General features: G+C 55.9%; 22 protein-coding genes. 6 read left to right on the top strand and 16 right to left on the bottom strand.

Going from position 1 to position 17,409, the window contains the following annotated elements:
* The first annotated feature begins 157 nt into the window (after positions 1–157).
* Together ACZ5AM_RS07045 and ACZ5AM_RS07040 are read left to right on the top strand one after the other, a co-directional pair.
* A complete protein-coding gene (locus ACZ5AM_RS07045) occupies positions 158–454 on the top strand; it encodes a hypothetical protein (protein WP_464914319.1) in 297 nt (98 codons plus the stop codon).
* 53 nt (positions 455–507) lie between these two features.
* Complete coding sequence (locus ACZ5AM_RS07040; protein WP_464916045.1) at positions 508–1,596, top strand: VIT1/CCC1 transporter family protein; 1,089 nt, start codon at positions 508–510, stop codon at positions 1,594–1,596.
* 58 nt (positions 1,597–1,654) lie between these two features.
* On the opposite strand, the gene pfdA is transcribed toward ACZ5AM_RS07040, so the two are convergent.
* Both pfdA and ACZ5AM_RS07030 read right to left on the bottom strand, forming a co-directional pair.
* A complete protein-coding gene (pfdA, locus tag ACZ5AM_RS07035) occupies positions 1,655–2,077 on the bottom strand; it encodes a prefoldin subunit alpha (protein WP_464916044.1) in 423 nt (140 codons plus the stop codon).
* A 32-nt stretch (positions 2,078–2,109) separates the two neighbouring features.
* Positions 2,110–2,697: a CBS domain-containing protein gene (locus ACZ5AM_RS07030; RefSeq protein WP_464914318.1), complete on the bottom strand. Its 588-nt coding sequence runs from the start codon at positions 2,695–2,697 to the stop codon at positions 2,110–2,112.
* Positions 2,698–2,773: 76 nt separating this feature from the next.
* Between ACZ5AM_RS07030 and ACZ5AM_RS07025 the strand changes: the two genes are divergently transcribed.
* Entirely contained in the window at positions 2,774–4,219 is a 1,446-nt protein-coding gene (locus ACZ5AM_RS07025; RefSeq protein WP_464914317.1) for a hypothetical protein, read from the top strand.
* Here the strand turns inward: ACZ5AM_RS07025 and ACZ5AM_RS07020 are convergent.
* Both ACZ5AM_RS07020 and ACZ5AM_RS07015 read right to left on the bottom strand, forming a co-directional pair.
* Positions 4,204–5,133, bottom strand: coding sequence for an SDR family oxidoreductase (locus ACZ5AM_RS07020; RefSeq protein WP_464914316.1), 930 nt, complete (start codon positions 5,131–5,133; stop codon positions 4,204–4,206). The two genes, ACZ5AM_RS07025 and ACZ5AM_RS07020, sit on opposite strands and share 16 nt — an antisense overlap.
* A gap of 22 nt (positions 5,134–5,155) precedes the next feature.
* A complete protein-coding gene (locus tag ACZ5AM_RS07015; RefSeq protein ID WP_464914315.1) occupies positions 5,156–5,416 on the bottom strand; it encodes a hypothetical protein in 261 nt (86 codons plus the stop codon).
* Between the two features lie 158 nt (positions 5,417–5,574).
* Here ACZ5AM_RS07015 and ACZ5AM_RS07010 point away from each other — a divergent pair, with 158 nt between their 5' ends.
* A complete protein-coding gene (locus ACZ5AM_RS07010; RefSeq protein WP_464914314.1) occupies positions 5,575–6,594 on the top strand; it encodes an adenylosuccinate synthetase in 1,020 nt (339 codons plus the stop codon).
* Here ACZ5AM_RS07010 and ACZ5AM_RS07005 read toward each other — a convergent pair.
* The 12 genes from ACZ5AM_RS07005 to ACZ5AM_RS06950 form a co-directional block, all read right to left on the bottom strand.
* A complete protein-coding gene (locus ACZ5AM_RS07005; protein ID WP_464914313.1) occupies positions 6,587–7,522 on the bottom strand; it encodes a hypothetical protein in 936 nt (311 codons plus the stop codon). The two genes, ACZ5AM_RS07010 and ACZ5AM_RS07005, sit on opposite strands and share 8 nt — an antisense overlap.
* 10 nt (positions 7,523–7,532) lie before the next feature.
* Complete coding sequence (locus ACZ5AM_RS07000) at positions 7,533–9,593, bottom strand: hypothetical protein (RefSeq protein ID WP_464914312.1); 2,061 nt, start codon at positions 9,591–9,593, stop codon at positions 7,533–7,535.
* 70 nt (positions 9,594–9,663) lie between these two features.
* Positions 9,664–10,290: a hypothetical protein gene (locus ACZ5AM_RS06995; RefSeq protein ID WP_464914311.1), complete on the bottom strand. Its 627-nt coding sequence runs from the start codon at positions 10,288–10,290 to the stop codon at positions 9,664–9,666.
* Between the two features lies 1 nt (position 10,291).
* Positions 10,292–11,074, bottom strand: coding sequence for an alpha/beta hydrolase (locus ACZ5AM_RS06990; protein ID WP_464916043.1), 783 nt, complete (start codon positions 11,072–11,074; stop codon positions 10,292–10,294).
* 2 nt (positions 11,075–11,076) lie between these two features.
* Complete coding sequence (locus tag ACZ5AM_RS06985) at positions 11,077–11,481, bottom strand: type II toxin-antitoxin system VapC family toxin (protein WP_464914310.1); 405 nt, start codon at positions 11,479–11,481, stop codon at positions 11,077–11,079.
* Positions 11,465–11,752, bottom strand: coding sequence for an AbrB/MazE/SpoVT family DNA-binding domain-containing protein (locus tag ACZ5AM_RS06980; protein ID WP_464916042.1), 288 nt, complete (start codon positions 11,750–11,752; stop codon positions 11,465–11,467). The genes ACZ5AM_RS06985 and ACZ5AM_RS06980 overlap by 17 nt, the downstream gene beginning before the upstream one ends.
* Before the next feature lie 54 nt (positions 11,753–11,806).
* Positions 11,807–12,463, bottom strand: coding sequence for a hypothetical protein (locus ACZ5AM_RS06975; protein ID WP_464914309.1), 657 nt, complete (start codon positions 12,461–12,463; stop codon positions 11,807–11,809).
* A gap of 2 nt (positions 12,464–12,465) precedes the next feature.
* Complete coding sequence (locus ACZ5AM_RS06970) at positions 12,466–12,771, bottom strand: iron-sulfur cluster assembly protein (protein WP_464914308.1); 306 nt, start codon at positions 12,769–12,771, stop codon at positions 12,466–12,468.
* Positions 12,749–13,753: an ArsA family ATPase gene (locus ACZ5AM_RS06965; protein ID WP_464914307.1), complete on the bottom strand. Its 1,005-nt coding sequence runs from the start codon at positions 13,751–13,753 to the stop codon at positions 12,749–12,751. The genes ACZ5AM_RS06970 and ACZ5AM_RS06965 overlap by 23 nt, the downstream gene beginning before the upstream one ends.
* 10 nt (positions 13,754–13,763) lie before the next feature.
* The gene (locus ACZ5AM_RS06960) at positions 13,764–14,042 is read right to left on the bottom strand and encodes a DUF7990 family protein (RefSeq protein WP_464914306.1); all 279 of its coding nucleotides are present in this window, start codon (positions 14,040–14,042) and stop codon (positions 13,764–13,766) included.
* A gap of 3 nt (positions 14,043–14,045) precedes the next feature.
* A complete protein-coding gene (locus ACZ5AM_RS06955; protein ID WP_464914305.1) occupies positions 14,046–14,330 on the bottom strand; it encodes a DUF7990 family protein in 285 nt (94 codons plus the stop codon).
* A gap of 39 nt (positions 14,331–14,369) precedes the next feature.
* A complete protein-coding gene (locus tag ACZ5AM_RS06950; protein WP_464914304.1) occupies positions 14,370–16,103 on the bottom strand; it encodes a carbon starvation CstA family protein in 1,734 nt (577 codons plus the stop codon).
* Between the two features lie 247 nt (positions 16,104–16,350).
* Between ACZ5AM_RS06950 and ACZ5AM_RS06945 the strand changes: the two genes are divergently transcribed.
* Together ACZ5AM_RS06945 and ACZ5AM_RS06940 are read left to right on the top strand one after the other, a co-directional pair.
* Positions 16,351–17,025, top strand: a complete 675-nt coding sequence (locus tag ACZ5AM_RS06945) for an adenylate kinase (RefSeq protein ID WP_464916041.1) — start codon at positions 16,351–16,353, stop codon at positions 17,023–17,025.
* Between the two features lie 9 nt (positions 17,026–17,034).
* Complete coding sequence (locus ACZ5AM_RS06940) at positions 17,035–17,397, top strand: ParB/RepB/Spo0J family partition protein (protein ID WP_464914303.1); 363 nt, start codon at positions 17,035–17,037, stop codon at positions 17,395–17,397.
* Positions 17,398–17,409: the final 12 nt, after the last annotated feature.

The following is a 17,409-nucleotide window of genomic DNA, read 5'->3' as shown; positions in this document are numbered from 1 at the left end:
TGTTCTCAGTTCCCACGATCTTTGCCCTAACAAAAACCTTTTAAGTTTGAATTGGGAACTAAGTATGGCGAAGAATGAGGAACGTGCGCTCCATAGAGCTTCGGGATCGTGGTTTTGCCCAGTACATTTTCGGAAAGTTGGGCTGGGGGGATGGATTGTGGAAAAACTTGAAAATGTAATTAAAGAATTCAACAGGCTTCACGGGAGCGAGGCGAGGGCGAGGATCGTAAAGGTGGATGGGGAAGACGTGCTGATAGAGTTTGAGGGCTCGTTCTGCGCCACCTGCGGGCTCTACGACTACTTCGACGACATAAAATGGGAGGCCCTTGACTTCGGGCTCCATCTGGAGCCGGAAGAAGTCGTGGAGGCCGAGGAGGACGACTTCGAACACGGAAGGTACGTTGTGGCCTACCGGCTCAGGGACGGCTCCCGTGACGACCTGGCCAGGGGCTAATCCGGGCCGAGCGGTTTATAACTTGCCCCTCCGTTTTGTTAAGGGGGATGAGGATGAGGGAGGTCGAACTGGCCAGGGGGTTTTACGTCGACGAATACCAGGATTCAGTCCTCTACGCGAGGCTGGCGAAGGATGAAAAGGACGAGACACTGAAAAAGGAGTTTCTGAGGCTTTCGAACATAGAGTCCAAGCACGCGAAGTTCTGGCACGACTTTCTCGTGAGGAGAAACGCCCCAGTGCCTCGCGTGAAGATCGGGAGGCTAAAGCTAATCTCGATAAAACTACTTAGAAAGCTCCTCGGGCCCGGGGCGGTGGCTTCGCTCCTTGAGATGGGTGAGAACTCGGCGGTTGAGAAGTACTTCGAGTTCCTCACGAGCTTTGAGCTCGGTGAGGACGAGAGGAAAGCCCTCTCGGAGGTAATTCTGGACGAGCTGGAGCACGAGCACTTCTTCGCCGAGACCAAGAAGAGGTTCCACACTGAGAATGTGAGGGACTTCGTCCTGGGTATGAACGACGGCCTGGTGGAGCTCCTCGGTGCTGTTACGGGGCTCTCGGCGGTCTACGTCAACGCCCCCCGGATAGTCGGCATAAGCGGGCTCATAGTCGGCGTGGCTGGGGCGCTCTCGATGGCGATCGGGGCCTTCATCTCCGTCCGCTCGCAGAGGCAGGTGAACGAGAGCGTGAGGAAGCGCATGGAGGTTCTCTTCAAGGTCTCCCCCGGGAGGGCTAAGGAGGAGCTCCTCGGGAGGCTCCGCGAGAGCGGCCTGCCGGAGGAGATAGCGGCGGAAGTGGCCGAGAAGCTCTCCTCAAAGCACGAGGCACTGCTAAAGCTATTGGTTGGGGAGGAGAGCGAGGAGAACGAGTTCCGCTCGGCGCTCTACACCGGGTTGGCCTACATCCTCGGGGTGGTCTTTCCAGTGCTCCCCTACTTCCTGGCCCCATCCTCCCTCGTGGCGCTACCGATCTCCATAGCCCTTGCCGGAGCGGCCTTGGCCGTGGTCGCAACGCTCATCTCGGTGCTCTCGGGAATCTCAATAAGGACGAAGGTCGTCGAGATGGTGGCGACGGGCCTGGGGGCGGCGTTCCTGAGCTATCTCTTCGGCAGGCTTATGGAGGGACTCTTCCAGGTCTCCGCACTCTGAACTTTTTTCATCCCCACAGAAACCGAGTACCGGCGGAAAACAGGAGAATTTAAAGGGGCTACCTCTGAAGCTCTTGGGCCCTCTTCGCGAGGGACTGGAGCTGGGCCTCGAGCTTTTTGAGCCCCTCCTGGGTCTTGGCTATTGCCTCATCGTACTCCTTTATTCTGCGCTCTGTGAGCTGGATGGCCTCCTCCAGGGGCCTCTCGGCTGAATAACCAGCGCCCATGTTCACGATCGCGTTCTCCCTGTCGACGATAACGCCCTTGAGGAATGAACCTCCGCCTATTGGAACCAGGATCTCCGGCTTCTCGTCCTCCAGGTTCTTGAGTCCCTCGAGGGTTTCCTTAACGGCTGAAAGCTCGTTTCTTGCCAGGCTGAGGAGCTCGAGGTTCTGGGCCAGGATCTGAGCCTGAGCCTGGAGGATCTGATACTCGTAAGCGAGCCTCTCAAGCTGTTCGTTCTTTCCAACGCTCTCGGCCATTTCCATCACCCCTGGGAGTTGGGAGGGCGGCTTTAAATGCTTTCCGCACTCCTCTTCTGCTTGAAGATGTCCACGCGGGTTATGATCCCCACGATCTTTCCGGTCTTGTCCTGAACCAGAACGGCCGGGTGCTCCTCCAGGAGGTATTTGACGACCTCTAGATCCTCGTCCTCGTTGACTATCGGAAACGGTTCGTCCATTACCTCGAGCACCTTCCGGTCGTAGATGTCCTCGTACTCCAGGCTACGCCTCACGAGGGAGCGCTCTGTCACCGAACCGACGACCTTGCTGCCGCTTATAACGGGTATCTGGGAGATGTTGTGGGAGTTCATGAGCCTTATGACGTCCTCGACCCTCTCGTAGGGCTTGACCGAGATGACGGGGGAGGACATTACGTCGGCGGCCTTCGGAAGGGCCCTCTTGCACTCCAGCAGGGCCTGGAGGATTCTGTTGAAGGTCGAGAGCCTCGGGTCGACCTTGCCGCTTTCAAGTTTAGCTATGTAAGCCTGCGTAACCCCGGCTTTCTTGGCGAGTTCTTCCTGCGTTATACCCAGCTCCCTGCGTATTCTCCTGATGATGGAGGGGTCTATGGGGCGCGGTATGTGGACCGTAATGACCACCGGTTATGGAGTGATCACCGGGGTTAATAAACCTTAGCTCGGAAGAGTTTTAAGGAGTTGGACTTACACCAATGAGATGAGCCCGGTAAAATCAGCTAGCCTGTTGCTGGTCGCACTCCTGTCCCTTTCGATAGCTGGGTTAGCCCTTCCCAGCATAACCGTTAACGTGCAGGAGGTTGGAAGCGGCAGCTGTGACCTCTCAAGCCCCGTAGATCGGGCTGACGTTACAGTCGGATTCCAGAAGAGCGGCTCTCTCGTGATAACGTGGACGCTGGAAAATGTAATCCTGAGCTTTCCAACCTCCCTTCCAGCCGGCACGGTGATAAACCTGACCATGGTCGTTGAGGGATACAGATACTGGACGGATAACCAGCCGACTAGGGATACCATACGGCTTAACACAACACTGAGTTCAGACGCCAGCGTTGTGGTCTTGGGGGTTTCCAACACGTACACCTATCAGAGTCTTTCGCTTCGGGGAATCGATCCCCCAAAAGTTCTCAACCTGTCGGTTGTCGTCAGGGATGGGCTCCACACGTGCTCCTCGGGATCTATCCCCCTCAGCGTTCAGGAAATCGGCATAGGTTCCTCTTCGTATTCCCCTCCCCCCGTAAACGTCCCCATCATCAACGTGACCGTCAACAACACCAATGGTCCGGAGCTTAGGGATTACGTCCTTAACTTCACGGTGTCCAGTTCATGCCTCCAGTATTCCAGCGGCGTTTACGTCACTGACTCGCGGGGCAACCCCCTGTACTTCTGGTACTTCAATGACAGTACCCACAACAAAATCTGGTTCTGGGTGAACTACACCGTTCCCGCCTATTCTACTGGCAACATCTTGATTCATCTGAACGGGAGCGGTGTAAGCCCGTATCTCAACCCTGAAAAGGTGTTCTGGAATTTCACCTCCTATGGATCGGGAATTAGTCTGGGAAACGATGGGGTCTCAAACGTCGATTATCTCTACATAAACACGACCCTTTTGTCAAGATTGGGTTATTATGGTTACATCTCAAGCATATATCTCAATTTGAGTGTTCCCTCTGGTACTAATCCAGGCCCGATATGGGATGGGGCCATAGAGTATTACAACGGTTACCTGTATTTTCATGGACTGGGCATAATAGATTTTTTGAGTAATTACTACTTATGTGATCCCCAGCTTGAGTTTGATGGTACTCAACTTAGATATTACCAGGCCTATTGGTTCGGGTTTAATAAAATCGACAGTACACCAGCAGGCAAAACACTGGTTGATGTTGTATTTAGCAATCAATCTGCCGACGTCTCCCTTTATTTCAATGGAAGTTTTGAGGGTAGTAATGCAATGAGATCAGTAGGTTCAGGCCCACTCTGGTTATCCCCCATCTTCATCTACGGGCAGTACCTGGGTAGTAGTGTCTACTACTGGGTAGGCATCCGACCTTACGTTCCCAAGGCACCAACCGTGGAAGTGCCCTCTGAGTGTTCCGCCCCTAAGGTGGGGGATTATACCTTCACCATCTACTTCCGCCCCTGATCCGCGTACCATTCCACCGTCTTCCTCAGGCCTTCCTCCAGCGACCACTCGGGCTCGAAGCCAAGCTTCTCTATCTCGCTTATGTCCGCGAGGCTGTGCCTTATGTCACCGGGCCTCGGCTTGTCGAAGATTATCGAGCTCGTGGTTCCAGTTATCTCGATTACCTTCATCGCAAGCTCAAGAACGCTCGTCTGCTTACCTGTTGCCACGTTGAAAACCTTACCGTTCGCCCTTCTGCTCTCTGCAACGAGAAGGTTGGCCCTGACCACGTCCTTCACGTAGATGAAATCCCTCGTCTGCTTTCCGTCGCCGAAAATGATGAGAGGCTCTCCAGCCAGAGCGCGGTTAATGAAGATGCTTATCACTCCAGCGTACTGGTTGAAGCCCTGTCTAGGACCGAAGACGTTGAAGTAGCGGAGTGCCACAACCGGCAGACCGTAAAGCTCGTGGAAGACCCTGAGGTACTCCTCACCGGTTGCCTTCGTGACGCCGTAGGGCGAGAGCGGTCTTGGCCTCTCCGTCTCCCTCAGCGGAAGGTTGGGGTTGTCGCCGTAGACGGCTGCGGAGGAGGCAAAGATGAGCTTTCCATGCCCCTCAAGGAGAGCCTTGAGAATGTTTAGCGTGCCGATTACGTTTACCTCCTCGGTGAAGAGGGGATCGCGAACGCTCTCAACCACGCTGACCTGCGCCGCCTCGTGGAAGATGTAGTCGGCACTGCTTACGAGCTCGGCTATACTTTCGTAGTCCCTTACGTCCGCCTTTACAAGCTTCGCCCCCGGCGGGACGTTCTCCTCCTTCCCGGTGTAGAGGTTGTCGATTACTATGACATCGTTGTCCTTGACCAGCTCCCATGCTATGTGGGAGCCTATGAAGCCAGCTCCCCCGGTTACAACTACGAGCTTATTCCTCAGCATGGGGGTAGTGGGTTAAGCGGCTTTAAAAATACTTCCTCTTCTTGACCATGTCTATAAGCAGGGCCTTGTCAACTTCCCCCTCAACGTTCCGAACCATGTAGATGACGTCGGCTATGATGAGGGCGGCCCTCTCGAGGATCTCCTTGCTCTTGTTCCAGGGCATGGCGTACCTGAACTCGAGCACTTCGGCCAGATCCTCGAGGGAGAGCTCGAGCACGGTCTCCCCGTCTTTGGTTCTAAACACTATGCTCTTGTCGTAAAGTATAGGTTCAACCTCCGGCATGGCCTTCCCCAAATTATTTGGGCGCCAAAGGTTTTATCTTTTTCGCGGTCTTGGTTGGCACTTTGGCGCAAAAAGCGTGTCCTTTGTATATAGGCATCAGAATGTCAACTTCGAAACCGTTATAAGGGGCATCTTGACATAAACTCCGGTAAGGAGCCATGCCGAGCTACATCGTTGTTGGTGGCCAATGGGGAGACGAGGGGAAGGGCTCGATTATAGCCTACCTCGCACTGAAGGACAGGCCCGATGTGATAGCGCGCGGTGGCGTTGGAACGAACGCTGGCCACAGCGTTTTTATAAACGGGAAGAAGTACGCGGTTAGACAACTCCCAACTGGCTTCATGCAGACCAACGCAAGGCTTCTCGTAGGTGCGGGGGTTCTTGTCGATCCCGACGTGTTCTTCCACGAGCTCGAACACCTCAAGGACTTCAACGTCTCCGAGAGAGTTGGAATAGACCACCGCTGTGCGATAATCGAAGAGGAACACAAAAAGCTCGACAGGACGAACGGCTACCTCCACGGGAAGATAGGGACTACGGGAAGCGGCTGCGGGCCGGCCAACGCGGACAGGGTAATGCGGAAAGCCAAACTCGCTAAAGACGTTCCGGAGCTTGAGCCCTACCTCACAGACGTGGCAGCGGAGGTAAACGATGCCCTGGATGAGGGCAAGCTGGTTCTCGTTGAGGGAACCCAGGGCTTCGGGCTGAGCCTCTACTACGGCACATATCCCTACGTCACCTCAAAAGACACGACGGCCTCGGCGATAGCTAGCGACGTCGGAATTGGTCCCACGAGGGTCGACGACGTTATAGTCGTCTTCAAGAGCTTCCCGACGAGGGTCGGAGCCGGGCCGTTCCCTACGGAGATGAGCCAGGGGGAGGCCGAAAGACTCGGCCTAATTGAGTACGGAACGGTAACGGGAAGGAGGAGGCGCGTCGGCTGGTTCGACTTCGATTTCGCACGCTACTCCGCCAGAATCAACGGGGCAACGATGCTCGCTCTAACTATGCTGGACAAGTACGATAAGGAAGCCTTCGGCGTAACCGATTACGACAAACTTCCAAAAAAAGCGAGGGAGTTCGTGGAGGAGGTAGAAGAGCGCGTTGGAGTCTCCGTTGCCCTCATCAAGACCGGTCCGGAGCTGGAGCACATCATCGACAGGAGGGACGTCATCTGAAGGCCTCGCCCGCTTCGTTGCCTTTTTCCTCCGTGACCTCGAACTCCCCCTCCTCGACCACATCCCTGTGAAAGGGCACGTCCAGGACGAGCCTGATGCCGTATGAACCGTGGCCCATTAGGTACTCCCCACCTCCCAAGAGCCCGCGGAGATCCTTGGGTGAGAACCCATCGTAGGCCACTATGAGCGTGTCCTCGTCCGGCAGGAGTTTAGTGGAGAAGTCGAAAGTTATCCCCTCCCCCACCATGAACCTGTTCTCGGGCCAGGACGCGTGAAACACCTCCACCCTCACCTTCCTGGCCCTGCTGAGAATAGCGTACACCCTGCCGGTGAGGCTCTTTTCCTCCCCTCTGAATGACAGCTGGGCGCTGTCGTTCTCCCAGCTTGCCTGGAGGGTTCCAGACCCTTCAACGCTGCCCCGTGATGGGGCGAAAAGGACGAGGACGTTCTTATAGGGCTCGCTGAGTATCCTGACGGCTGGGAACTCGATGAGACCGCTGTCGTCGCGTTTGACCGTGATGATGAAAGGGCCCTTGGGGATGCTGATCTCCGCTCCCCTTCCTTCTTCACCTCTTATGAACTCGTGGGAGGTGTAGTAGCGCCTGCTCCTCCCGCTGCTCCTCCACTCCCCAGTGCATCTGTACGTTCCTGTCTCGTAGAGGACGAGGGACGGCAGATGTATCCGCTCCCCTATGTCCGCGTCCCTGATAAACGCCTCCACACTCTTCCTGGCCTTCTTCCACCTAACGAAAGCCACGGCAAAGACTGCTAGGGACACCGCCGTGAAAATCAGGAACGCCAGCAACGCAGTTGTCCCCGAGCGTGCCGCAGTCGGAGTCATTATCACAAAGAACAGGGTTAATATGAGGAGGGGTATCAAAAAACCGCCGGCCGTCACGGCGGACGGCCGGTACTCCAGCACCTTCATGGTACCACCCTCACGGTTTGTACCTCCCCTCCACCTGGGCCAGCTTCAATCTGGACGCGAGACCATCTCTGGACACAAAATCGTGCTCCACAACTTCTCCACTCGTAGTGTCAAACTTCGCGAAGTATATTCCCCTCTTTCCAGTGCCCCTGACCGCGGCGAACCCCTCCTCAAGGTTGTGGGCTACCCACTCGACTTCCACGCTGTCCCCGAATTCCTCCTCAACGAACTCCCTGAACGCCTTGGCCAGAAAGCTCTCCAGGTACTGGTATTCGAACGATATGACCTCCCCGCTGGTTCTGTGGATAACGACCTTTCCGAACTTCTTGGATCCAGTGAACTCGACCTCCCAGTCCTCGTGGAGGGACAGGCTCTCTATGACGGGATTGTCCTCGATCTCCCGTATCTTTTTCAGAGCTATCTCCTCCACCGCCTTCCTCTTCAGGAAGCGGTTGGTTTCCACTATGCGGCCGTCCCTGAACACGGTCAGCTTTAGAATGTGCCTTTCCCCCTCAAGGGTCAGGGAGAAGCCGTCGCCCACCTCCTCGTCGAGGATCAGCCTGAAGTCGGGGTACTTGGCCAGGGCCAGCCTGATGGCGGCCTTCCTCGTGACCTCCACAGACCTCTCGGTCACCTCCCCCGTTTCACCGTTGTAGGCCACCCTTATCGTGAGACCGTCCCCCTCGAACTCAGCGTGCACCTGTCTGTGCCAGAGCACCCTGTTCACCTTCACCTTGAATTCGTCCTCCTTGAAGGGCATCTCGAAAGCTTTCAAGGCTTCCTTCAAAACCCTGCGGGGATGGATGAGGGTATTCAGCTCCCAGACCTCGCCGCTCTCGGGGTCTATCCTCAGAACGACCAGGCCCCTCTCGCTCAAGACATCGGCAAAAACCGAGTCGCTGTGCCTCTCGATTCCGACGATGCTCCCATCGGGGTAGTGCTCCAGTATTATGGCCAGCATGGCCCCTTCGTTGAGCGTCTTCCTGATGTAAACCACCTCCCCGCTGTACCGGTTTACCTCGGCCTCGATGAGGTACCTGCCGGTTCTGCCCCTGACAACCAGGACCTTGCCCCTCCTCAGAGTGCCCGTTATGCTCGGCTCCTCCCCGGTCTCATCCTTTATCCGCGACCTAACTTTCTCCACTAGGATGGCTTCCCGGATCGCGCTCGCCCGGGCCTGAGCCCTCCCGTTCTCCAGGTCAAACCTCACGGTGGCCTTGTTCTCGCCCATGCCCAGCTCCAGTATGGCCTCGAGGGGGACGTACGCCTGCCTGCTCTCGATTATTCTGACGTCCTCGATTCCCTCCTTACGGGCCTCCTCCATCAGGAGCCCCTCCGGGGAAGGGATCCTCTCAAAGCTTACCTCGCTGGCCCTCACAGTGGCCACGTCCTCCAGGAGTACCCTGATAGCCAGCCCCTTGAGCCTTCCGGAGTCGGCGTTCAGGAGGACACCGTCTCGCTGAACCAGAGCCCTCCTCCTCTCCCCTCCGGAGACCCACGTGAAGACGTGGACTTCCCCGAGCTTTAACCGGAGGCTGATCGGCGTAACCTTCTCGGGATCAACCCCGTACCTGTAGGAGATAAGCTTTCGCGCCTCATCCACCAGCTTTTCGGGCGAGATGGTCTCCAGGAGGGGCCCATCGAGGACGAACTCCTTCAAGAAGTCTTCCCTCCGGACCTCTGGGAAGAACTTCTCAACCAGCGTCCCGGGGGGCTTTATCTCGTAACGGTTGAAGGCCTCCGCCAGCCATTCGGGCCCAAGAACCCTGATCCCCCCTATCTCCCCCTCCAGGCCGTCCATTGGTATCAAAATGACGTTTTCACCGTACCCTTTGAGGACGTTCTCCAGCTTTTCTCCGTCTGCCCTTCCCTTTGTGACGCCTATCACCATCGTCTCCCTACCTGTAAACGGATTCTCCCGCTCCCCGATCACTACCGCCACCTTGGCGCTTCCGACCCGTTTGTACTCCCTTCCTGCCTCGGTGAAACCTGCCTTCCTCAAAAGCTCCGAGAGGCCCTCCACTATGAACTCCTCCGGCGCTACCCTAAGCACGGACGTATCCCAGCGCATACCGACCTCCTCATGGGATAAATTGTCGCTGGGAAATAAATGCGTTTCCTAGAAGACCGTCGCTATAATGTCAGGCGATGGCCTTGAAAAGCCACAGCAGCGCCCTGGCCGAGGCGAACGCCGTGAACTCAACCAGCAATCCCAGGGCGACCTTTTTCCATGTCCGCAGTTCTCTCCGCTCCCTCTCCTTCACACAGCCCTCTGCGACGAGAACAGGTATGGCCTTGTAGGAGCCGTAGACGAGCAGGACGTAAAGCCACGCGAGGAGGTTCATCGAGAGGAAAACTGCTCCGCTCTGCTCCATCAGGATGCCGGTCGCTCCTCCTATCAGGAAGACCTCACGCCAGGAGTAGTCGTACCGCCTCACCGCAAGGCCCCAGTAGAGGATGAAGGGGAGGTAGTAGGCGAGGGCCAGGTAGAGGTCGATGAGGGGATCGGGGTGCAGGAGGGCCCTCTCGGCTGGGGGCTTATCGAGGTTGTCTATTATCGCGAGTATCTCCGTGAGGTACGAGGAGGCCATCCCGACGGCGAGGTATTTTGCCAGTCTTTCCCGGCCGTAGAACTTCCATACCCTCTCCCTGAAGCGGTGGAGTACTGCCAAGGCCGTGTAGATGAGCCACGTCGTCCCGAGCCATGGCACGGTCAGCAGTGGAAGTAGTCCAGAAAGGTGAAAGAGTCGCTCCCCCTTGAACTTCATCTCAACCCTCCTCTGAGTGCGCCACAAGCCACTCCACTATGGTTCTGTGGAACTCCTCGCCCCATTCGGGGTCCTCAAATATCTCGTGGTAGGCCCCGGGAAACTCCTTCAGCTCTTTGTCCTTTACTTTAAGCTCCTCGAAGAGCCTCCTCGAGCCTTCTGGCGGGGTTATCACATCGCCCGTTCCGACCAGGATGAGGATCGGCACTTTTATCCTCCCCGCATCCCCGTGGGCCCGCTCCATGTTCTCGAAGATGCTCCTTCCCAGCCCCGCCGAAATCCTATCGTGGACCAGTGGGTCTTCCACGTAGGCTTTGACGGCCTCAGGGTTTCTGGAGAGGAGTTCTGGCTTTATGCCGTTGGAGAGGGTCATGCCCGGCGCGATCCTTCCCAGGAACTTCGCGAGGGCGACCATAAAGCCTGGAGTCTCGGGGCTTTTTGCAAGTGCTGGAGAAGATGCCACAACGCCCTTTATCTTGTCGGGCCTCGTCTCGGCGTACCTTATGACCGTTAAACCCCCGAGGCTGTGGCCGAAGATGAACGGCTTCTCTCCGGTTTCATCGATTATTGAGTCGATGATCTCCATGGCCTGCTCCACAGTCGCGTGTCCCCTCTTGCCGGGGCTTTTGCCGTGTCCCGGCCAGTCGAAGGTGTAGACGGCGAAGCCTGCTTCGTTCAGCATTCCGATGAGTCTCCCATACCTGCCGCTGTGCTCGCCAAGGCCGTGCACTAAAACGACCCAGCCGCGCTCTGGGGTTCCGAACTTGGCTTTGTAAAGGTTCATTCTCATCCCTCCAGCCAGAGCCGTTTGAGGGGAAGCCTGTCGAAGTCCTCATCTTCACTCACAATGGCCTGAAGGCCGTTGTTCTGGATTACCGTGACGTGGAGCGCATCCGAGGGTCTGAGGCTGTACTTGAGGATGATTTCCTTGGCGGTGAGGTAGTCGAAGACTGTCAGAGGCAACACCTCAACGTAGGGCAGAATCTTCTCGTCTATGAACTCTACTGAAGTCCTGTAAGGAACTCTGTACTTCCTCTTTGCAACGTGGATTGTCTCGTCAAGAACCAGCGGGCTCGTGTAGAGGGAGTGATTTTCCACGAGTTCCGCGTAGAATTCTACAATTTTTCTATCTTCTCCCGGGGTTTTGGTAAGCAGGTAAACAAAGAGATTGGCGTCAAGGAACAGCTTCATCCCCAATCCCCCAGACTTCGTCGAATTCATCTTCAAGGCTTACGTTCTTCAGTTCCCCGAGTTTGGCTGGTTTTCCCGTCGCGTTCTTTCTTTTCCATTCAAGAAGCTCCCTTACGAGGTCCTCCCTGCTTTTCTTCGGCAGTATGATGAGTCCTTTCTCCGTCGGCTCCACTATGACCTCACCGCCCTCCTTTATGCCGTATGCTTCCCTGAAGACCTTGGGGATGACTATCTGACCCTTCGGCCCGACCTTCAGGCGGATGCTAACCAAGGGTATCACCAAGTATAACCTAAGGTTCAACCGATAAAAAGATTGCGAGAAAAATCAGGAGGAGAAGGGGCTCTCCTTGAGTTCGGTGTTGGTGAACTCGACTATCTTCCTCACGCTCTCCTCTATCGTGTCCGGCTCGGGCTTCATGAGGACGTAGAAGACGTTGGTCTTTGGAGTCAGAGCCACATGCTTGACGTTGTGGGGCTTCGGAAGGCCCTCTAGGAGGGATTTAAGCTTGTCAAGATCCCTCCTCTTCTCGAAGAGGGCCTCGTACTTCTTGCCCGCTATCTCTATTTCCTCCCTCTGGAGGAGTGGCTCGTTCTCTATGTCGGGCTTAAGCCTGTAGTAGCCCTTCTGGATGAGGTGGGTTTCCCTCTTTATCTGGGAAAAGGGCCTGACGACTATGTACAGCTTGTCGTGCCTGCTCGTGACGAGCGCTATAGGGAAGTAGAGAAGGCTGTGCCTCGGGAGTAGAGTCAGGGTGTACTCGAACTTCCGTAGGTTGTCCCTGTTTATCTTGTAGTTCGCCCGGAAGCCGATGTAGCCCCCGAGCCAGACGTAGTCCTTGTCCTCGGGTTTCACTATCTCCTCTATCTTCCGCAGGTAGAAGTCCATCAGCCGGAGGTTCAGCTTTCTCCCCTTGTAGAACTGTATCGAAGTTAGCGCGGCTATCACCATTATCGCAAGCAACAGACCCGAAGTCAGCTCCATTATTAGACCTCCTCTTCATCAATCGGGTAGTACCTCTGGAGAGAGGTGTCATCAACTATCTCAAAGTATCCCAGTTTACCTTCTAAAACCTTTACCATGTCCCGGATTATCCTCGCCTGGACGGCCCAGTTTATGGCCATCGAGAAGGGATGAACCGGCGTGTTCCTGAGGAAGGCCACGTATATCCTCACCGCGTTCTCCTCCTCGTCCACTTCGATTTTGCTCACCAGCCCCTCGCTGACTATGTCCACGTTGGTTATCGGGTTCTCAACCCTCTTGAGGAGCTCAAGTATCTCCCCCGCCTTCAACTATCAGGCCCCCCAGCTTTCTAAGCCACTCCATTCCGCGGGGTTCCTCGGGGAACATTGGTACCCTTATCAGTTCAACTCCGGGGAACTCCTTCTCGGTCGCCTCCAGCACCTTCCTCTGGGCCTCGAGTTTGACCTTTATCTCGGGTATTTCGCGCTCCACCGTTATGACCTTGTTGACGACGATGAGGTTGAAGGGGACCCTGAACTTCTTCAGGCTCTCGTAGGCCCTTTTCGTCTCGTAGAGCGGGAGCATCTCGGGGTTCATGACGGCTATTACGCTGGTTTTGTCCGGGTCGGTGATCACCTTTTCGACGAACTCTATCTCCTCCCTGTAGGCCTTTAGCTCCTTCATGACCGGGTCTTCCTCCTCTTCCTTTGGGAGGGTGAACTCTTTTCCCTCAACGACGAACTTCTGGTCGCCCTTTATCTTGGCTATCATCCTCCTCCTCTCTAGAATCTTCCTCCTTATCTCCATCAGCTTGTCGGTCCAGATCAGGGAAATCCTCGGCAGGGCTAGAACGCGGAGGGTCAAACCGGTTGGTGGCGTGTCGAAGACTATGACGTCCCACTCCTTCCCCCCAAGGAGGATGTTTCTGATGGCCTCGAGCGTCGCGTACTCCTCTATACCCGGGGAGTAGCTGAGGACTTCAAAGTACTTCTCCAGGTTTATGACCGTTAGATAGCGGTACATGTTCTTGAGGTTGTTCTCGAGGTGCTTCAAATAGCCCTTTATGAGCTTCTCCATGTCCAGCTCGCTGGCGTAGAGGTTGTCGTCGAGACCCTTGGGCTTATCGCTCAGCTTTTCCATGAAGACATCGCCGAGGTTGTGGGCGGGATCTAGGGAAACTATGAGGGTCTTGTAACCCCTCTCCGCCAGGGCGGTTGCCACCGAGGCGCTCGTGGTTGTTTTCCCAACACCACCCTTCCCTATGACAAAGATGACCCTGAAATCCTTTTTTGGAGTCAAGAACCCGTACATCCCAATCACCTCAGTCTATGTCGAACATACCAGCTATTTCGCCGAAGATATCGTCCATGCTGACTGCCCTCTGCTGCATCACGTACATCTCCCTCACCATGTGGGGCATCAGGCGAACCACGAGTGTTGTTGGAGGACTCGGAATCCCTATGAAAGATCCCATAAGGATGAGCGCGAAGACGTTCTCCAGCTCCCTCTCCTCAAACTCTATGTACTCGGTGGACTGATCCCGGAACGACTCTCCGAACCCCCTTAAGAATGCCCTCACGTTCTCAACGAATTTTTTCATGACTCACACCCCGATCCAGCCGGTTCTGAGTGTTACCTCCTTGCCGGCCTTCTCCTGCATCACGTAGAGCTCCCTCATAACGTGGGGAAGCAGGCGAAAGCTTATCTCTGCGGGCGGGTTGGGAAGGCCGATGTAGTCGCCGAACAGGATGAGCGCGAAGATGTTCTCCAGCTCTTCCTCCTCCCATTTGATCCCCTGGAGGTAGTACAGCTCGAATCCCTTGTGGAACTCCCAAAGGAACGTTAGCGGAAGCCGTAACTTTGAGAGAACTTTTCTAAGATGCTCCATCATATCATCGCTCCAAAAGGTGATAAAAAGGAAAGAGGTTCAAGCCTTTGCGGCCGCGTACTCCTCTGCAGGTTTCTTCCATGCGATCCAGAAGTCCCAGGCCAGGAGGAAGTTCAGGAGCACTCCAACGAGGGTTATGAGGCCGACTGAGTACTTCGTGAGCGGGTCGCCTATTCCCGGTACTACTGTAACCAGGAACCATAGCAGTGCTAGCGTCACAGTAATCCACAGGAAGAGCGCTGGAATTAGAACAGCCCAGCTCCACTTCCCTGCCCTCTGCACCTTTGTAACCCAAAGGGCGGCGGTCATCATTGCGATGCTCGCCAGCATCTGGTTCATACCGCTGAAGGCCGGCCAGAGGATGAGCCACTGGTTGCCCCAGGCTAGTGCGACACCCAGAACCGCTATGACTATAGAGGCGAGCCACTTGTTGCTCAGGGTCTTTCCGAGGCCCTCGCTGGTGTCCATCACCATTCCGAAGAGCTCCTGCCAGGCGAACCTTCCGAGCCTCGTGGCGGTGTCGAGGGAGGTCAGCGCGAAGGCCGAGACCCAGAGGCTCGCGAAGACCGCACCGGTCTTGAAGGGTATTCCGAAGGCGTCCTCCAGGCCGTAGGCGTAGCTCTTGGCGAAGATCCCGACTTTACCAACAACCTTGGCGACCTTGGGTGCGTAGATCATTGCCCAGTTACCGGCGTCTATGTCGATTCCGGCGTTAGCGAAGACCTTGATGCCGTAGACAGCTATGGAAGCTATGACTATTGTCGAGAGGAAGCCCTCGGTGAACATTCCGCCGTAGCCGACCATGAGGCCGTGTATCTCGTTGTCAAGCTGCTTCGAGGTGGTTCCGGAACCGACGATGGAGTGGAACCCGCTGAGTGAGCCGCAGGCAATGACGAGCGGTATCGTTGGCCAGAAGGGTGAGGGCTTTCCGCCGACGACGTGGGCGCTCCAGGTGGTGAAGGAAGGTGCCGTGAATGTTCCCTTGGATCCAATCAGGATGAAGGCCACGCCGCCGAGGATAAGGCCGAACCAGAGTATGTAGGCGTTCAGGTAGTCCCTGGGCTGGAGGAGTATCCAGACCGGTAGGGAGGCCGCGACGACTATGTAAACCAGCAGGAAGAGGGCCCACTGGTGGTAGGTGGCGTGTATCGGGTACTTGAAGCCGAGCCACACTGAGATCGCCACGAGGATGAGGCCTATTACGGTGGCGCCGGCGAAGTGCAGGCTGGTCTTGTACATCAGGTAGCCCACTATCACCGCCGAGACCAGGAAGAGCAGCGCCGCCGTGGCCGCCTCGGGGGTCTTCGTGAAGATTCCCGCTATGACTGAGGTGAACGCCGCGACCACCAGGAGCAGGGCGAACCAGATGTAGAGCTCGAAGGCTATACCAGTCCTCCTGCTCATGAGCTTTCCTGCTATCCACTGCACGGACTTACCATCGTAGCGCACGGATGACATCAGTGCCAGGTAGTCATGGACGGCACCGATGAAGACGTTTCCGAACCAGACCCAGATGAGTCCCGGCAGCCAGCCCCAGGCCATTGCCACAGCGGGACCCACTATTGGTCCAGCTCCTGCAATCGATGCGAAGTGGTGGCCGTAGAGAACTAGCGGGTGCGCTGGGACGTAGTCAACGCCGTCGTAGAGTTTGTGGGCAGGTGTTGGCCTGTTGGGGTCGGCCCTGACGACCTTGTTCTGCAGGCTTTTACCGTAGAGATAGTACATCGAGACATATATGGCCGCCGCTAGCAAAATAACAACTGCGGAGTTCATCTTTGCACCTCCGATTAAATTTTGCACGTCAGTGTACATTTTTTGAATATAAATGCTTTTCGGCGGAAAACTGAAAATATTTCGGCTTTTAACTTAAAGTTGGATCTTCCGGGAACTCCAGCCAGTACCCCTGATTTCGGCAGGTGAATGGGCCGTTTCAGATCAAAAGTTGACGGGGTTAAAGCTTGGCCCCCACAACCAAAAGGTTATTCAGTGTCCTCAACGTAATCTATTGTCGGTGGTCTCCGTGAACATACTCATATTCGGCCCCCCCGGTTCTGGGAAGAGCACCCACTCGAGGAGGATCGTCGAGGACTACGGCCTGACCTACATATCCTCCGGCGACCTCATACGGCGGGAGATAGATAGGAGAAGCCCCCTGGGGCTTGAGATGGAGGCCTACCTGAGCAGGGGCGACCTGATACCTGACACGATAGTCAACACCCTGATAATATCAAAGTTGAGGCGCCAGAGGGAGAACTTCATCCTCGACGGTTATCCCAGAACCCCGGAGCAGGTCATAGCCCTCGAGAACTACCTCTACGACCACGGCATAAAGCTCGACCTGGCCCTAGAGATCTTCATCGATGAGGACACCAGTGTTGAGAGGATCTCCGGGAGGAGGATATGCCCCAACTGCGGCACCGTTTATCACGTGAAGTACAACCCCCCCAAGGTGCCGGGGATCTGTGACGTCTGTGGTTCAAAGCTCATTCAGAGGCCGGACGACCGGGAGGACGTCGTTAGGAAGCGGTACCGGATCTACACGAAGAACATGGAGCCCATAATAAAGTTCTACCGCGGTAAAGGCCTCTACGTGCGGGTCGATGGGGACGGTAGCATTCCGGACGTGTGGAAGAGGATAAAGCCCCTCCTTGACTACATCCGGGCCAGGGAGGAAAAGAGAAAGGAGCACGAGTGAGGGTCGCGCTTGGGGAAGATAAGGCTCATAACCCGGAGGGAAGCGGCGGAGCGTGCAGAAAGGATAAGGGATGAGTACAGGGCAATCTACGGGATAGACTTCAGGATCGAGAGGGGCTTTGTTCCCCTCGAAAGGGTCGTACCGACGCAGGCGGAGCTGAGCGAGGAAAAGCTTCTCGTCGTCCTCCAGGAGATAAAGCACGGCTACGACGCCCCGCTGATAGTAATACCCCACGCTGGGGTTTATTACCTTCTGGACGGTCACCACAGGGCGTTCGCCCTCAAGAAGCTTGGCTTCAGGGAGGCGGAAGCGTTAGTCCTCGTCCCGGAGGGGCAGTTCGTCCCGGGTGTCGCTAAGACCCCAAAAAGATAGGGCTTGAGAGGC

The sequence above is a fragment of the Thermococcus fumicolans genome (genome assembly GCF_055386755.1).
Note: the sequence above shows the minus strand (reverse complement) of the source record. Positions and strands in the feature narration are given on the sequence as shown.

Coding starts and splice junctions, on each gene's coding strand:
- ACZ5AM_RS07040 (WP_464916045.1), top strand. CDS start 508: ATGAGGGAGGTCGAACTGGCCAGGGGGTTTTACGTCGACGAATACCAG.
- pfdA (WP_464916044.1), bottom strand. CDS start 2,077: ATGGCCGAGAGCGTTGGAAAGAACGAACAGCTTGAGAGGCTCGCTTAC.
- ACZ5AM_RS07025 (WP_464914317.1), top strand. CDS start 2,774: ATGAGCCCGGTAAAATCAGCTAGCCTGTTGCTGGTCGCACTCCTGTCC.
- ACZ5AM_RS07020 (WP_464914316.1), bottom strand. CDS start 5,133: ATGCTGAGGAATAAGCTCGTAGTTGTAACCGGGGGAGCTGGCTTCATA.
- ACZ5AM_RS07015 (WP_464914315.1), bottom strand. CDS start 5,416: ATGCCGGAGGTTGAACCTATACTTTACGACAAGAGCATAGTGTTTAGA.
- ACZ5AM_RS07010 (WP_464914314.1), top strand. CDS start 5,575: ATGCCGAGCTACATCGTTGTTGGTGGCCAATGGGGAGACGAGGGGAAG.
- ACZ5AM_RS07005 (WP_464914313.1), bottom strand. CDS start 7,522: ATGAAGGTGCTGGAGTACCGGCCGTCCGCCGTGACGGCCGGCGGTTTT.
- ACZ5AM_RS07000 (WP_464914312.1), bottom strand. CDS start 9,593: ATGCGCTGGGATACGTCCGTGCTTAGGGTAGCGCCGGAGGAGTTCATA.
- ACZ5AM_RS06995 (WP_464914311.1), bottom strand. CDS start 10,290: ATGAAGTTCAAGGGGGAGCGACTCTTTCACCTTTCTGGACTACTTCCA.
- ACZ5AM_RS06990 (WP_464916043.1), bottom strand. CDS start 11,074: ATGAACCTTTACAAAGCCAAGTTCGGAACCCCAGAGCGCGGCTGGGTC.
- ACZ5AM_RS06985 (WP_464914310.1), bottom strand. CDS start 11,481: ATGAAGCTGTTCCTTGACGCCAATCTCTTTGTTTACCTGCTTACCAAA.
- ACZ5AM_RS06975 (WP_464914309.1), bottom strand. CDS start 12,463: ATGGAGCTGACTTCGGGTCTGTTGCTTGCGATAATGGTGATAGCCGCG.
- ACZ5AM_RS06965 (WP_464914307.1), bottom strand. CDS start 13,753: ATGTACGGGTTCTTGACTCCAAAAAAGGATTTCAGGGTCATCTTTGTC.
- ACZ5AM_RS06960 (WP_464914306.1), bottom strand. CDS start 14,042: ATGAAAAAATTCGTTGAGAACGTGAGGGCATTCTTAAGGGGGTTCGGA.
- ACZ5AM_RS06955 (WP_464914305.1), bottom strand. CDS start 14,330: ATGGAGCATCTTAGAAAAGTTCTCTCAAAGTTACGGCTTCCGCTAACG.
- ACZ5AM_RS06950 (WP_464914304.1), bottom strand. CDS start 16,103: ATGAACTCCGCAGTTGTTATTTTGCTAGCGGCGGCCATATATGTCTCG.